13 protein-coding genes and 3 pseudogenes are annotated in these 16332 nt (G+C 35.2%); 10 read left to right on the top strand and 6 right to left on the bottom strand.

What is annotated here, in order from left to right:
* The first annotated feature begins 23 nt into the window (after positions 1–23).
* Positions 24–1284: pseudogene (gltX, locus tag MLC44_RS06715) on the top strand (glutamate--tRNA ligase).
* A complete protein-coding gene (locus tag MLC44_RS06710; protein ID WP_151900281.1) occupies positions 1281–1559 on the top strand; it encodes a YggT family protein in 279 nt (92 codons plus the stop codon). Before gltX ends, MLC44_RS06710 begins: the two are co-directional and overlap by 4 nt.
* Before the next feature lie 11 nt (positions 1560–1570).
* Here the strand turns inward: MLC44_RS06710 and MLC44_RS06705 are convergent, their stop codons facing one another.
* Complete coding sequence (locus MLC44_RS06705; protein ID WP_434658863.1) at positions 1571–1927, bottom strand: hypothetical protein; 357 nt, start codon at positions 1925–1927, stop codon at positions 1571–1573.
* Positions 1928–2122: 195 nt separating this feature from the next.
* Between MLC44_RS06705 and mobB the strand changes: the two genes are divergently transcribed.
* The 7 genes and pseudogenes from mobB to MLC44_RS06670 all read left to right on the top strand — a co-directional run bounded on the left by mobB (position 2123) and on the right by MLC44_RS06670 (position 8393).
* Positions 2123–2626, top strand: a complete 504-nt coding sequence (gene mobB, locus MLC44_RS06700) for a molybdopterin-guanine dinucleotide biosynthesis protein B (protein ID WP_151900283.1) — start codon at positions 2123–2125, stop codon at positions 2624–2626.
* A gap of 12 nt (positions 2627–2638) precedes the next feature.
* Entirely contained in the window at positions 2639–3481 is an 843-nt protein-coding gene (locus MLC44_RS06695; protein WP_434658862.1) for a class 1 fructose-bisphosphatase, read from the top strand.
* Positions 3465–3671, top strand: coding sequence for a hypothetical protein (locus tag MLC44_RS06690; protein WP_151900285.1), 207 nt, complete (start codon positions 3465–3467; stop codon positions 3669–3671). The genes MLC44_RS06695 and MLC44_RS06690 overlap by 17 nt, the downstream gene beginning before the upstream one ends.
* Before the next feature lie 61 nt (positions 3672–3732).
* Positions 3733–5678 (top strand): annotated as a pseudogene (gene metG, locus MLC44_RS06685) (methionine--tRNA ligase).
* Positions 5675–6688, top strand: coding sequence for a hypothetical protein (locus tag MLC44_RS06680; RefSeq protein WP_434658861.1), 1014 nt, complete (start codon positions 5675–5677; stop codon positions 6686–6688). Before metG ends, MLC44_RS06680 begins: the two are co-directional and overlap by 4 nt.
* A 43-nt stretch (positions 6689–6731) precedes the next feature.
* Entirely contained in the window at positions 6732–7139 is a 408-nt protein-coding gene (locus MLC44_RS06675; protein WP_434658860.1) for a YceI family protein, read from the top strand.
* A gap of 122 nt (positions 7140–7261) precedes the next feature.
* Positions 7262–8393 (top strand): annotated as a pseudogene (locus MLC44_RS06670) (TRAP transporter substrate-binding protein).
* On the opposite strand, the gene MLC44_RS06665 reads toward MLC44_RS06670, so the two are convergent.
* Genes MLC44_RS06665 through MLC44_RS06655 form a run of 3 tightly spaced genes read right to left on the bottom strand, consistent with a single transcriptional unit; the run spans position 8379 to position 13567 of the window.
* Positions 8379–9548: a response regulator gene (locus tag MLC44_RS06665; protein WP_434658859.1), complete on the bottom strand. Its 1170-nt coding sequence runs from the start codon at positions 9546–9548 to the stop codon at positions 8379–8381. The pseudogene MLC44_RS06670 and the gene MLC44_RS06665 sit on opposite strands and share 15 nt — an antisense overlap.
* Positions 9541–11862 (bottom strand): FIST N-terminal domain-containing protein, encoded by a 2322-nt coding sequence (locus MLC44_RS06660; protein WP_434658858.1) that lies wholly within the window; start codon positions 11860–11862, stop codon positions 9541–9543. Before MLC44_RS06660 ends, MLC44_RS06665 begins: the two co-directional genes overlap by 8 nt.
* Positions 11849–13567, bottom strand: coding sequence for an EAL domain-containing protein (locus MLC44_RS06655; protein WP_434658857.1), 1719 nt, complete (start codon positions 13565–13567; stop codon positions 11849–11851). Before MLC44_RS06655 ends, MLC44_RS06660 begins: the two co-directional genes overlap by 14 nt.
* A gap of 211 nt (positions 13568–13778) precedes the next feature.
* Here MLC44_RS06655 and MLC44_RS06650 point away from each other — a divergent pair, with 211 nt between their 5' ends.
* On the top strand, positions 13779–14996 hold the full coding sequence (locus MLC44_RS06650) for a putative glycoside hydrolase (protein WP_434658856.1): 1218 nt from the start codon (positions 13779–13781) through the stop codon (positions 14994–14996).
* On the opposite strand, the gene MLC44_RS06645 is transcribed toward MLC44_RS06650, so the two are convergent.
* Complete coding sequence (locus MLC44_RS06645) at positions 14985–15647, bottom strand: M48 family metallopeptidase (protein ID WP_151900293.1); 663 nt, start codon at positions 15645–15647, stop codon at positions 14985–14987. The two genes, MLC44_RS06650 and MLC44_RS06645, sit on opposite strands and share 12 nt — an antisense overlap.
* Positions 15640–16323, bottom strand: a complete 684-nt coding sequence (queC, locus tag MLC44_RS06640; RefSeq protein ID WP_434658855.1) for a 7-cyano-7-deazaguanine synthase QueC — start codon at positions 16321–16323, stop codon at positions 15640–15642. The genes MLC44_RS06645 and queC overlap by 8 nt, the downstream gene beginning before the upstream one ends.
* Between the last annotated feature and the right edge of the window lie 9 nt (positions 16324–16332).

Genomic DNA, 16332 nt, shown 5'->3' with positions numbered 1-16332 from the left:
AAAAAATTTATCTAGGAATGTTAATGCTAAGATTTGCGTCCAGCCCTATTGGAGACATGCATATAAATGATTTAAGAATTGCACTCTTAAACTACATTGTATCAAAACAAAAAAATGAAGATTTCATTGTAAGAATAGAAGATATAGACAAAGAAAAAGTTATGCACAATAAAGACCAGGAAACCCTGGATATTTTAGGGCTTTTTGGAATTGAATATTCTCACGTGGTGTATCAAAGCCAAAACTTCGTTTTCATTCGGCTATGGCTCTGCAACTTTTGCATGAGAAAAAAGCTTTTTCCTGTTTTTGTTCCGATGAATGGTTGCAAAAAAAGCGCAGTGAGGCAGAAAAAGCGCAAAAGAGTACCATTATGATGATGCATGCAGAAATCTTCCTGCCGAACTTGTCATTGACAATACAGCCCCTTTTACTGTAAGAATAGTACGTCCTGATACACCAGTCATTGTAAAAGACCGGCTTAAAGGTGCAATCAGTTTTGAACCTGATGCTGTTGACAGTTTTGTGATCATGAATCACGATAAAACGCCTGCCTATGATTTTGCCTGTGCGGTAGATGATATGCTGAGTGATGTTTCAATGATTATTTGCGATGAAAAATATCTCAACAATACACCAAAACAGGTACATGTAAGAAACCAGCTCCAATATAACAAAGAGATTGAATATGCCCACCTGCACGGTATACAGAACAGTGTCAGTGTAAAACAGCTTTTGGAAGAAGGATATTTGCCCGAAGCTATTTCAAATTATTTAATATCAATCGGCAGCAATCCTCCAAAAGAGATTTTTACACTCAAAGAAGCGACAGAATGGTTTGACCTGGACAAACTTGCAGATAATCCTGTTCGTTTTGATCAGGATAGGCTGAAACAGATCAACAAAGAGCATTTAAAAAACCTGGATGCAACAGAGTTGTCTCGTTATGTAGGATTTGCCGACCCGGAAATCGGAGAACTTACACGTATTTATCTTGAAGAAGCGGGGACTACAAAAGAGTTGAAAGAAAAAATTGCTTCTATTTTTGCAAAAAGAGTTACTGCCCACGATTGCAGAAGAAATGAGTCAATGGCAAAAGCGATAAAAAATGCGCCCTACTTTGAAGAGTATAATGATTTTAAAAACTATATCATGGATAAAACAGGGCTTAAAGATGAAAACTTTTTAAAACCGTTGCGTATACTTCTTACTAATGCCGAACATGGGCCTGCTATAGAAAAAATATATAAATATCTGAAAAACTATCTGAAGGAGATTATCAAATGAGTGCATTAGTTGAAATTATACAGGGGATTGGCGGAATTTTTATAGGACTTGTAAATGTCTATATCTGGGTGATTATTATTGCAGCGCTGCTGAGTTTTGTGAATCCCGATCCATATAACCCTGTTGTGCAGTTTCTTCACAGAGTAACAAATCCGGCATACGCGTTTGTAAGAAGATTTATGCGAACAGATTTAAATGGTCTGGATTTCGCACCGCTTATCATTATTATAGCACTGCAGGTTCTTATTGTAATTTTACAGTCCATACTTTATTAAAGGTGTCCTCTTCAACGTTTAAAAGTCAGAATTGTACTGTTTTGTCCTAATTGGATTTTTAAATGCAAAGTCTCTTTGTTCTGCTTTGCAAATCCGACAAGGTAGTACTTGTTCCATTTTGCATGAAATGATGTAAGTGCTGTAAATTCATTTTGGACAGGTAATGATTCTACAAGGATTGCAGGTTTTTCGTTGAGATAAAATTCTACTTTGCTCTTTTTGTTTTTTTTATAAAGATAGAGATAGAAATATTCATAATCTTTGTAAATTTTCGGATCTGTTTTGTTTAAATACACAGCAGTTACAATTGCGACTACGTCAGCTTTTGTATTGACAACTTTGCTGCTTTGCAGATTGTCTTCGGCCAACTCTTGAGAATTTTTTAAATGAAATCTTTCAAATGCATTTTTTTGCGCGCACCCCCAAAAGTTATCAGTAATAAGAGTATTGGTAGTAAAAATTTCATTTTTTGGCCCTATTCTTTTTTGGAATTATATCTTATTAAACTCTTCTTTTGTATAATGGCCTAAAATTTTTAAAGAAAAGTCACAAGGACTTATATATTGAAAAAAAGATTAGCAGTTGCATTTACCGGACCCTCTAACAGCGGTAAAACAACATTGATACTCAAAGTTGCCAGAAAACTCATACATGAACATCATTTGGAAGTAGCTATCATAAAGCATGACCCAAAAGACAAGGCTAGATTTGATGTTGTTGGTAAAGACAGTTACAAATTCAGTGATACCGGGGCAGAAGTCATTGTGACTTCTCCAAACAGAACAACCTACTTTTCACACCGTCATGCCGATTTGGATGAAATGATACGCATGTTTCGTGATTTTGATATTTTACTCGTTGAAGGGCTGAAAAATCTGCCCCTGCCAAGAATAAGTATATTTAGAAACAGTATAGATGAAGACTACTTTCCTTACATGAATGCGCTTGCTGTTGATGAAAGTATAGATATTGAAAAATACACTTTGCCAAAAGATGTTGATGTTTTAGATTTAAATGACACAGATGAAGTGATAACATGGATACAAAAAAATGCAAAAAAAGTTTAAAAAGGAAAAAAAATGAGAGATATATTTGATGCAATTCAAAAAAGTGCCAAAAGAATTAAAGAAGCAATTGACACAAAAGACATAGGATACTCACAGCTCGAAAACAGTTCTGGCGAAACACAGCTTGAACTTGACATAAAATGTGACATGATTATTGAAGAAGAATTTTCCAAAGTTGCTTCTATCCATACGGTTGCCAGTGAAGAAAAAGAGCATGAAGAGGTTTTACATGAAAACGGCAAATATTTTATTGCCTACGACCCGCTTGACGGTTCATCATTAATAGATGTAAATTTGAGCGTAGGATCGATTTTTGGCATTTATGAGGGTGCGTTTGGAACACAAAAAATGGTTGCTGCCTGCTATGTTGTTTATGGTCCGCGCGTTGAAATGGTCTTTTCACAAAACAAAACAAAGCTTTATCTGCTGCAGGCCGGTGAATTTGAGTTTGTCAAAGAGATACGACTCAACGAAAAAGGCAAACTGATGGCTCCGGGAGGAACACAGCAAAACTGGAAAAAATACCACAAAGCCATGATAGACGGTTTTTTTGCAGAGGGATACCGTCTGCGATACTCCGGCGGTATGGTACCTGACCTGCATCAGATTCTGCTCAAAGGCGGCGGACTTTTCAGCTATCCTGCTACAAGTGATAAACCAGAAGGAAAACTTCGCCGTTTGTTTGAAGTGTTTCCTTTTGCTTTTGTGTTTAAAACTTCAGGAGGAGAGGCCGTTGACGGAAAAGATGAAATTTTAACTCTTGGTCATGCACATATTCATGATACTTCACCATGTTTTTTTGGTTCAAAATATGAAATAGACCGAGTGAAAGAAGTATATGCAAGAAACGCATAAAAAGCCTAAAGACAAATTTGAACTGCATCTTGATGAAATGATACAAAAAGTTCAGGAGTGTCAAGAGCAAAAAAATCATAAAAGCTGCAGTGTGTGTGAACACTATTTTGGCTGTGAGCTGCGAAATGAATATATAAAAGCCGTTTATAACAGCATGTCAAAAGGCGAAACAGGCGGTTTTGAATTTTAATACTATTGGCAATAGTAAACATTTTAGATAAAATACATTAAATATTTAACAGGAACATACATTGAGTAAATACATAACAACACCTATATACTATGTCAACGGAGAGGCTCACATCGGGCATGCTTACACGACTTTCATTGCAGATACTCTGGCACGCTATGAGAGACTCAAAGGTGAAGATACTTTCTTTTTGACAGGAACAGATGAGCACGGACAAAAGATAGAAGAGTCTGCAAAAAAAGCAGGAAAACCTACACAGGAGTTTGCAGACGAAATCAGTGCGACTTTTAAGAATCTTTGGGATGAGTTTGGTATAAGTTATGATAAGTTTATACGAACAACTGATGAAGAACACAAAAAAGGTGTACAAAAAGCTTTTGAAGTGATGTATGCAAAAGGTGATATTTACAAGGACTTCTATGAAGGCCATTATTGTGTAAGTTGTGAAACATTTTTTCCCGAAACACAGCTTATAGACAGTGAATTTTGCCCTGACTGCGGAAGAACAACAAGTGTGGTAAAGGAAGAGAGCTATTTTTTCAGACTTTCAAACTATGAAGATAAGCTGCTGGAACATTATGCAAGTCATCCTGATTTTATTATGCCCCGCTCGCGTGCAAATGAAGTTGTAAATTTTGTAAAAGGCGGTCTGCGTGACCTTTCTGTAACACGCACATCATTTAGCTGGGGGGTGAAAATGCCTAAAAGTATCGGAGATGACAAACATGTTATGTATGTTTGGCTTGACGCACTTTTAAACTATATCACAGCTCTTGGTTATGGTTCGGATGAAAAACTTATGAATTATTGGCCGGCTGATGTTCATTTTGTCGGAAAAGATATTCTTCGTTTTCATGCTATTTACTGGCCTGCATTTTTAATGAGTCTGGATCTCCCTCTTCCTAAGCATATCGGTGCGCATGGCTGGTGGACACGAGACGGTGAAAAAATGAGCAAATCAAAAGGAAATGTTGTTTCTCCAAAAGAAGTTGCGGATGCCTATGGTGTAGAAAATCTCCGTTACTTTATGCTTAGAGAAGTTCCTTTTGGCCAAGACGGTGATTTTTCACAACGTGCTTTTATAGACCGTATAAACTCTGAACTTTCAAATGATCTTGGAAACCTGCTCAATCGTATCATAGGTATGAGTGGAAAATATTCTGATTTTCAAATAGACAGCGTAGATGTAGAAAAATACCATTCTAAAGAGATTGAGCAAATGAATCTGATTTTGGATTCTCTTGATACATTTTTAGAAAATCTGCAACCACACAGGTATCTTGAAGAACTGTGGAAACTTTTTGCAATAGGAAACGGTGTTATACAAGAGTATGAACCATGGGTAAAAATGAAAAACGGACAAAAAGACGAAGCACTCGCTACTGTAGCTGTTGTTGCAAATATACTGGCAAAAGCGGCTGTAATGCTTCACCCTGTTATGCCAAATACAACAAATATCATAGCGGATGCACTCTCTTTTGAAATAAATACAGCAAGTTACAAAGAGCTTATACTAGAGAAAAAACTGTTGAAATTATTTAATATTAAAAAGTGCCGCCTCTTTTTCCCAGAATCGAAGAACCTTTGATGCAAGAAGTGCCAAAGGCAGAACCTGTGACAGCAACAAAAAAAGAACAAAGCTCCAAAAAAGAAACAAAAGAGACGAAAAAAGAAAATGACAACCTTATTGAAATTGGTCAATTTTTTGAAACATCTTTGAAAGTCGGAACTGTTGTAGAAGCTGAGGAAGTACCAAAAAGTAAAAAACTTTTAAAATTACAGATTGATTTAGGCGAAGAGAATTTGAGACAGGTTGTTGCCGGTATAAAAGAGTTTTATTCTCCTGATAATTTGATAAATACTCAAGTGTGTGTTGTAGCCAACCTCAAACCTGCCAAATTAATGGGAATGATAAGTGAAGGAATGCTTCTTGCTGCCAAAGATGAAGACGGTCTTTGTCTAATCAGACCCGAAAAACCTAAAAAAGCAGGCACACCTGTTGGATGAGACTGGAAAATACTTTAGCACTTATACACGGAGAACTGGTAAATACTCCCTTTGTAAGTAATTTTAACAATATTGTTTTTGATGCAAAAGCGGTGAAGAGAGGTGATCTTTTTATAGCTTTTGATGAAGGTTCCATAGAAGATGCTGTTTTTAACGGTGCCTACGGTGTAGTGTTTGACAAGCCTACGCAGATAACAGACAGTGAGATAGCCTGGATAAAAGTGAAAGATTTGGAAGACGCAATCAAACGACTTTTGCGTTTTGAACTTATCGCTAAAGAGATATCAGTATATGCCTGTGATGAGATTGTTCTCAAAATTGCTTTACAGGTTGTTACAGAACCGAGCTTCATCGCTTTACACGGCGATATAAAAAGCATCTTTAAAGAGTTGTCAAATATAGAAAACGGTTCCACTCTTCTCTTTAGCCCTACTCTTACTTCTGCGGATTTATTTACAAAAATCAAAGAGTTACCAAAAAGTAAGGCACAAAGTATCAATATCATTGAACAGACACTTTTTGAAACATCTTTCATTTATGACAATGTTTTTTATGAAAGACAACTTATCTCACCATTCTTTATGCCCTATCTTGAGCAACTGCTTTATCTTTTTAAAGTGCTGAAAATTAATTTCAGACTAAGAAAATTTACGCCGATTGATCATTTTGAAGCAGTTTTTACAAATAAAAGTTTTGAGATAAAAGAGTTTGGAACCAGTGACAAAGTATTGATATTTGAAAAAAGCACCTCTTTGATAGAGAATGAAATACTGTTTTTGCAAAAACAGGCAAGCTGGGCCAAAATTATTTATATTATTCCCTCTACATGTAAACAAAGGCTCGATGCTGATCTTCTGGAACAGAAAAATTTATTTTTTTATAAAAATAAAAATGAAATCAAAAATATTTTACAGGCAAACAATTTTCATTTTGCCTTGATAGTCGGTGTAGATAAATCAATACTGGAAAAACCTTTAATAAGGCAAACTCAACTGACTTTGGATTTTTAAAAAATAATGGTATATTATAAGAGTTAACTACAAAGGATAAAAAATGAAAAAAATCATATTAGCGTTACTTTTAGCCGGGGCTTCACTTTATGCACTTGAAGTACAAAACACGACAGTAAAGTTTACCGCATTCAAAACATATGCGAAAAAAGGTGTGAGCGGCGTTTTTGACAAAATCAGAGTCAAAACACAAAAAGCGGATACAGTTACAGCTCTTTTAAGAAATGCAACAGCAGAGATAGAAACATCGAGTGTCAACAGTGGAAACAAAGGCAGAGACGCAAAACTGGTTGCACAGTTTTTTAATGTTCAAAATGTGAAGCGTATCAAAGCAAAAATTATTGATGTTACAAAAAATACTCTTATATTGCAATTGAACATGAATAATAAAACTTTAAATATTCCTATGAGCTACAGTATTGCAAACAACACAGTTGATGCAAAAGGGTAATAGATTTGGCAGATTTTATGATGTTGCAGTCTTTGAAATCAATCAACAAGGCATGTTATTCTCTTCATCAGGGTAAAACATGGCAAGATGTAAACATATACTTTACAATGCAATATAAATAGATGAATCGCAGAGATTTTCTAAGTACCGCAACACTCACTTCTGCAGCCATAGCCCTCGGCGGCTGTAATGAAGGGAACCATGTCGCAATAGACTATTCAAAACATCCTAAAAAACACAATGATGCTGTGAAGAATGTTCATTTTAATAAAAACAAAAAAACAGTTATCAAACTTGCAACAAGCTGGCCCGCACATTTCCCTATAATGGGAACCGGTGTTGAAGAGTTTGCACAGCGTCTTCATGCCATCAGCGGTGGCAGTTTGGAGATAAAAATTTATCCTAAAAATGTTCTTGTTCCTGCTTTGGCTGTCTTTGATGCCTGTTCCAGCGGGCAGATAGATGCTTTTCACTCCGGTCCCTATTACTGGAAAGGAAAAAATTCTGCTTTTTCTCTTTACAGTGGTATTCCTTTTGGTTTTACCGCTGAAGAAGTAAACTCATGGATGCTCTATGGTGACGGTATGAATTTATGGAGAGAACATTATGCAAAACACAATCTCTATCCGTTTTTAGGCGGAAACACAAATATTCAAATGGGCGGATGGTTTCGAAAACCTATAAACTCTTTGGCTGATATGCAGGGACTTAAAATGCGAATTCCCGGTCTTGGCGGAGAGGTTTTTCACGCATGGGGTCAATCCTGTTTTGTTGCCTGCGGGAGAAATTTATACTTCTTTAGAGCGTGGTGTCATTGATGCAACAGAGTGGGTGGGCCCTGCCCTTGACATTAAAATGGGGTTTTATAAAGTTGCTCCTTATTATTATTCCGGTTGGCATGAACCGGGTTCTGTTCTTGAATTAACATTCAATAAACATACATGGAACAAGCTTGCCAGTGAACATCAGTCTATGATTGAAGTGGCTGCAAGTGAAATGAATGCAAATATGGCAACGAAATTTCATCATGAGAATATCTACGCTTTGCAAAAACTCAAAAGTTTACATGTAACGCTTGCACAGTTTCCGGATGATGTAACCGAAGCCGGGAAAAAAGCACTTCAGGAAGTCATCCATGATCTCAGCAGCAAAAACAATGATTTTGCCGAAGTGTATGCCTCTATAAAAGCATACCTGAACCTTTCTAAAGAGTGGAGTGATGTGAGTCTTGGATATTTTCTAAATGTCAGATAAGCCCTCTCTTTGTATAAATATATAAGTTATATCATCCTCCTGATCAAAAACCTGTTTTTTTCTTTTTGCTTCAAGTTCATTGATGTCTTTAGCTTCTTTAAAATCTTTTCCAAGGTACTTCCCGTAAAATTCCGAAGAATCCCTGACGGAGTTTTCATTGAGTCCGTCACTGAAAACAAGTATCTTGGATATTTTTTTTATATCAAGGATTGTAGTATTTACACTTTTTGTATAGCTTGCCAAAGGAGGATTGTTCGATTTTATTTTTGCAACATCATTGCTGTCATCTTTTATACATAAAATCGCAGGCATGGAAAACATAGCATATTCCAGTCTCTCTTTACTGCTAAAATAGAGAAAAGTTGCACAGATAACCTCTTCTTCAAGTAAATTCGGCGCGATAAACTCCAAAAGCTGTTTTATGAGTTGTGTTAAAGAAAAATTTTTGTTTTTTATCATTTGATTTATTATGTTGTTCGCAGATGCACTGCACAGCATGGCTGTAACAGCTGCCGATATTCCTTTTCCCATACCGTCAACCAAAAACATAAAATATCCATCATCTGAAATCTTTCTTATAATATAACTGTCCCCGCTTAAAATATCTTTTGGTTGATAAAAAACTTCACATGTAAAGTGTAAAAAATTTTTATTTTCCTGCAGGTCATTTTTTATAATTGTTGTCTCTTTTTGATAGGTTAAAGTTTCCTGATAATTAGAGTAACAGAGTTTTTGCTGTTGTGCCTGCATCAGCAGTCTGTCTGCAAGTACTGATTTTGCAACAAACTCCAAAGTAGAAAAAATTGACTTTGATGAAATCGGTTTTTTTATAAAACTTGTAATACGAAGATCAATTGCAGTGCGTAACATTTCCAAACTTTCTAAGGCAGTCAATAAAATAATGGGGATACCGGCATCACATTCTCTTATTTTTTCACTCATTTGCAAACCGTTCATTACGGGCATAGAGTAATCTGTCAATACGATGTCAACTTGTTTCTTTTGAAACACATTCAAGCCCTCAGCACCGTTATATGCTGTATATACATTTTTAAAAAGCATAGAAAAGAGCGTTGTGTAAATATCCATAACATTTGTATCATCTTCAACACAGAGTATATTTAAGCTAGTGTAAATTTTTAGATTATCATTCACTTTCGCATCCTAATATAATCGTAAATTCAGATCCGTCTTGTAAACTGTGTACATATATATCACCATTAAGATTTTCTTTGATTATTTTTTTACTCATATAAAGCCCCAGACCTGTTCCTTTACCCTGCTCTTTTGTTGTAAAATAAGGTTCAAAAATTCTCTCTATTATAACAGGTTTTATGCCTCCTGCATTATCTATGACTTTTACAGTGCATGTATTATTCTCCCTAAATGCTTTGAATATAATCTTTTTATGTTTATTTTCATGTTCTTCAAAAGCATCTCGGGCATTTGAAATAAAATTAATTAAAACATGCTCTAAATCTTTTCTGTAGGTGAAAAGTGCTAATCCCTCCTCTACATCTGTTAAAAAATCAATATTGTGATTTTTAAGCTGTGCCCCCATTAAATGTAAAATATCACTTATAACCTGTTCTATTTTTATCAATTCTTTTTCATTGACAGGTTTTGTGAAATTCATAAAATCATTAATGGTATTTGACATTTCTTGCGCCATGTTTTCTATAAAAAGAGTTGTTTCACTTATTTTCTCGCTTGTTATAATATTCATATCATTTTGCATACTAAGCTGAATTGCAGATGCACTAATTGCATTCAAAGGCTGTCTCCATTGATGCGCTATCATATTTATCATTTCACCCATCTGTGCAAGTTTTGACTGTTGAGAAATAATATTATCTTTTACTTTTATATCAGTCAAGTCTAAAGATGTTCCTATGATTTTTATCGGTTTATTATTCTCAAATACCATTTTTGCACTTTCAAAAAGTGTAATTATTTTTCCGTCTTCTCTTTTGAGTCGTATTTCCATGCTGTGAACAGAGCCATCATTTAATGCTTTTTGTGCCTGCATTAGCTGAGCTCTGTCTTCTTCTAAAACCATATTTACAAACTCAAGGTAACTGGGTTCCCCAAGAGAAATATCTCTGTTGAAAATTTTAAAACTCTCTTTTGACCATGTGATTTTATTGGTTTTTAGATCTAATTCCCAACTGCCTATATGCGATATCTCTTGTATATGAGCAAGGGTGTTGTTTTTTGCTTCTAACTCTTTTTTTAATATTTGAAGTTTATTGTTTTCTTCTTGCAACTCTTTTGTTGTAACATCCAATATATGCATTAAAGCAGCATAGGTTTTCTTTTTTGATCTGAAATCTTCATCTTTTTTATCAAGAAAATTTATTTGATGATTAGTTTCAGATATAACATTGGACTCAGATAAAGCTATAGCGGTTAATGTTTCATTTAACAGCTCCGGTTTTTTTTCTGTATAAAACTCGCCATAAGTAAAGAATCCGCTTGTCGGTGCCAAATCTGCAAATGGCATAATTTCATCTTCTGTTAAGCCAGACATAAAACGGCGACGAGCCATACAGGAGTATATAAAAAAAGTCTCAACATTGATATTGGAAACTTTGACTGGGTTCATTACTATTTTTTCAGCATCTCCGACACCAAAATATATTTTCATTCCTTCTAATAAATTTCCGGCAAAGCTTAAGCTGCCGTCTGTATGCTTGGTCGTGATAGCTCTTGCAACATCAACCCCGTTTTTTGTTGTAATCAGAGGAAATTCTATTCCGGTAACAGGCAAATTGTCAGTTACGTCTGAACCTAAATATTTTTTATAAAAATCAACTGCTGTCATATTATCTATCGTGTAAACTCTGTTTTTTTCTGATTTGGTAATAATATGTTGACGCCCTACTTTGTTCCAGCCAAAATGATATAAACTCGTTACATGTAACATGTCAGAATCCAATGCAACCGCTACTGCACCTTTATCATACAGTTTATTTTGCAAGCCAATGTAGCAGTTGTCAAATTTTGCATTATCACCGGAAAGCCCACCGGCAATTTTTACATGCGGTGCAACACAATAGATACCGTTTAAAAACTCTTCTCCATTACACAATAAACCGTCAGCAAAGACAATGAGTAGTTTTGTTCTTGGTGTTACAAGCTCTTTTGCAAGTTTTACACCGTTATCAAAATCAGAATCTATTTGTGTATATGCCAGATGCAAACAGGTTGTTTCAAATATTGACACAGAAACAACTGTTGTGAATTGAAAAATTTTATTTTCAAAAATTTCTCCATCGGTGGAGGAAGCTATAATTTTGGCATTTTTAAATTTTGATGATAAAAATCTCAAAATTTCTTCAAATCTTCGTTTGTTTTGTCCTGAAAAAACCTGTATAAGAATAGCGTTGCCTTGTATAATTTCTTCATAATCTTCACTAAAGATTTCAGACAAATTATCTTCACTTATAAGATAATTATATGTTTTCATGATTTGTGTCCTTTGCAGTATCTTCAGTAGATAAGTGCGGTTTAGGTTCATAAAAATAATAGCCTTGCGAATATTCAATTCCCAGTGTTTCTACAGTATAGGCAACCTCTTGCGAATGAACATACTCTGCTATAACCTTTGCACCGATACTTTTGGCAAAATCAGTCATAGTTTTAACAATAGAGTAACTTTTTGCATTTGTATCAATATTTTTTACAAAACTGCCATCAATTTTTATAAAATCTATATTCATAGCGTGCACCCTTTCAAAATTAGAATTTTGGGCACCAAAATCATCTATGGCAATACTAAAACCGATATTTTTCAATTCCATTAACTGTTCCAAAGAATTTTGAGCTCCTGTAGCACTAATACCTTCGAGCACTTCTAAGATAACACGGGAAGGTTCAATATTGTATTGTAAAAGTTTTTTTAAAAAATACTCTTTTAAATAGTTGTTATGTAAATCTCTTTCCGTAATATTAATTGAAAAATCAAATTTATTATGTTTAAAAATCTGAAATGATTTGTCTATCATAATTTTTGTAATTTCTGGAATAAGTCCTATAATTTCAGCTATATTAATAAATTCAAATGGAGAATAGGTTTTTTCGGCATTTACTATTCTTGCAAGACACTCATATTTATAAACTTTATGCGTTTTATTGTCAACAATAGGCTGAAAGTAAGGAACAACACAGTCATTTTTAATTGCATCTCTTATAATCGGAGAATATTTTTGTATTTGAGCTTGAAGTTTTTCAATCAGCAGGTCCTGAGAATATATTTTAATGATATTTCTTTCTTGTTTTTTTGCTTCTTTTAGTGCAATGTATGCATGTTTCAGGAGCTTGTCATCTCCTTTGGCAATAGCCATGGTTACAGTAAATTTAATATCAATGTCATACAGTTTTATAACAGATTCGGCTATAATGTTTTGTAATTTTTTTGCATATGCCATAAGTGCATTCTCGTTCAGTTTACATGTAAGAGCAAATTCGTCATTTCCCAAGTAGAATAGACTCGAATGAGGAGGTCTGTTTTTTGTCAATAATTTCGCTAAAAAAACAATACTCTTATCACCGATTTCATAACCATATACTACATTAATGCTGTCAAAGTTATCGATATTTAGCAAAATAAGCACTGTATCGGTTTCTGTGTTTTTTAATGCTTTGTTTAAAGCAAAACGATTTTGCAAACCGGTTAACTTATCGGTTACTGCCTGCTGATGTATAACTTGTGTTTTTGTATTTATCTCTTCTTCAAGCTTTTTTCTGTAACCCTGCATCATTCTGCCGGCTAGAATACTTTCAGCTAATTTTCTAATAAGCAATACCGTTTTATCCATTTTTATAGGCTTTAAAAGAAAACCGTCTACGCCAAGTTCTATGGCTTTAAGCAGATAGTCTGTGATGTTATATGCGGAGATGATTACAACTTTTTGCATAGGATTGTTTTCTTTAATGAGTTTGGTTAACTTCAATCCATCCATTTTTGGCATGCTGATATCTGTAAACACAATATCATACTGAGAGTTTTGATATTTTTGCCAACCGTCTTCACCATCAACTGCAACATCTACACTTTGAAACAGTATATCAAATATCATTATAGTTTGTTCTCTAACAGTTCTTTCATCTTCTACATAAAGTACACGTATCTCTTTTGTCTGTTCTGATAAAACTTTTATTTCCGTTAACATTGCAGGAACCTTTATAAATTTTTTGACTTGCTCTAGATTGTGGCACTCAAACATTTATTAATATATTCTATAATGATGTTGTGTTTAGTACATTGTACTTTAACTAAATTTAATATCACATTAAAATCGCTGTCTGCAAACAAAGCGCAATTGTCCTCTGTTTGCTTAATCTATAGTAAGATTGCAAAAAAAATTACCTAAAGGGATTTTCTTGAAAAAACTGCTATTTTTATTATTTTTGTTTTCATCCCTGCTTTTTGCCTCTTTTGGTGGAACTATTGTAGATATACACACTTTGCGACCTATAGCATCTGCTTTTATCAGTGACTCAAAAAACAGTGTCAAAAGTGATGAAAACGGTTCGTTCTTTATAGATTCAAAAGAAAACAGATACCATATCAAAGCCTATGGATACAGACCTTATACGTTTACATCTGATACAAACACAACAACATTGAAACTTGAACCCATTCATGTAAAAGCACTCTACTTAACCTTCTGGGGTGCCAGCAACAACTCCGGTACGTTAAAAAAAATACTCCATCTCATAGAGACAACCGAGGCAAATGCCGTGGTGGTAGATGTTAAAAACGAATACGGTTCTACCCAGTTTTGGACCGGCTTCAAGCAGGCCAATGAGTATGGTGCCTACAAGCAGCGTACGAACAGAGATATTAAAAAATTTATAAAAACTATGAAAGAGCGGCATATCTATACCATTGCCAGAATTGTAACCTTTAAAGATGAACTGCAGGCTTCTCACAATATTGACTACGCCATCAAAAAAAATAAAAAAATATGGAGAAATCATGACAATATGGCCTGGGTGGACCCTTTTGACAAACGTGCGCACAATTATGCCATATCTATTGCCGAAGAAGCTGCAAAGGCCGGCTATGATGAAATCAATTTTGACTATATCCGTTTTCCTGCAAAAAAAGGATTGCAGTTTTGTAGACAATGCACGCAACCAAACCGGATAAAAGCAATAGAGAGTTTTTTGAAAGAGGCACAGAGAAGATTAAAAAAATACGGTGTTTTTATCTCTGTTGACACCTATGGAAATATTTGCTGGGCAAAAGATGACAACGGCATAGGACAGACTGTTACATCATTGGCAAATTACGCAGACTACTTATGCCCGATGCTCTACCCTTCAGGCTTTTCAAGCGGCTCTTTTTATTTTAAGTATCCGGCGAAACACCCCTATGAGGTTGTATATCGAAGTATAAAAAAGATTCAAGACAGAATTCCAAGCAATAGAGTCCGCCCATGGCTGCAGTATTTTAAAGATTATACATCTTCAAGAAAAGCGTATAAGAGAGAAGAGATACAGGCACAAATCAAAGCTGCAGAGGATATAGGAACAAACGGATGGATGCTCTGGTCGCCTTCAAGCAAGTATCATCAGGAATATTTACAAAGATAGAGAAATGTTTTTCAGTTTTTTTCTGAGTACTTTTGCGTGAGGCAGGTATTTTCCAACCAGGTCATGAAAATCTTTTGAGTGGTTCATATGGACAAGATGTGCAAGTTCGTGGACTATTACATAATCTATCAGCTCTTTATGTACTTTTATCAGTTGGGTGTTGAATGTAATGATTTTTGCAGAGCTACAGCTTCCCCACCGGCTTTTCATCTTTCTGAATTTTAAAGTTTTGTATTCCTGTTGCATTATCTGGGCAAAATAGTCTACTCTTTGAGGCAGATACTCTTTGGCTGTATATGTATAAAAATTATCATATGCAGACAGAACTTTTGTCTTGTCTGATGTTTGCAAGCGCTGCAGTTTTTTTCGCAGGTAATGCGCTTCATCACTGTCTATACTGTAAATTTCGCCAAACAGCAGCACTTCATCCTCCAGGTTTACATGTAAAGGCTTGCGCAGAGAATTTTTATGTAACTGTTTTCGAATCCAGGACTCTTTATCCTGAAAAAACTCTATCGCATACTTTTTTTGCCTGTATGGCGTTTTTATGATAATGCTTGAATCATGCTTTATCTGTATGTAACTGTGCTTAAGTTTTGGAGCATATACAAGCTGTGCCGTAAGCTCTTTACATGTAACCGTTTTATGCATAGGGAATCGGGTCGCTCACGCCTGTTTTTTCAAAGCCGTTTAAACGGAGTCTGCAGCTGTCGCACACACCGCAGGCCCTGTCTTCGTTTTTATAGCAACTCCATGTCAGTTCCAAAGGAACATTCAGTTTTAGGGCTTCTTCTACAATTTGTGATTTTTTGAGGTGCACCAGCGGCATTTTTATTTCTATCTTTGTGTCATCTTTTGTGCCTAGATTGATTGCTTTTTGCATAGCCTGTATATATTCTTCCCTGCAATCCGGATACCCGCTGCTGTCCTCTTCAACAACGCCTATACTGATAACCTCTGCACCCTCTTTTTCAGCTATTGCTGCGGCCATAGAGAGAAATATGCCGTTTCTAAACGGTACATACGTTACAGGAATACCCTCTTCTACTCCGCCTGTAGGTACTTCTATGTTTATGTCTGTCAGTGCAGAAGCACCAAGTTGTTTAAAAAAATCCAAATCTAAAATATACTTTTGCTTTACATGTAAACTTTGACATATATTTTCAAAACATGCAAGCTCTTTTGCCTGTGTTCTTTGGTCATAATTAAAATGAACTGCTATAACTTCATAGCCTTGATTCTTCATCATATAGGCGCTTAACGTAGAATCCATGCCTCCGCTCATGATGCAAACAGCTTTTTTATTTGTGTTATTTTCTTTTTTCATGGTACAATT

The organism is Sulfurimonas sp. NW9 (assembly GCF_051132275.1).
Taxonomy (GTDB): Bacteria; Campylobacterota; Campylobacteria; order Campylobacterales; family Sulfurimonadaceae; genus Sulfurimonas; species Sulfurimonas hydrogeniphila.
Note: the sequence above shows the minus strand (reverse complement) of the source record. Positions and strands in the feature narration are given on the sequence as shown.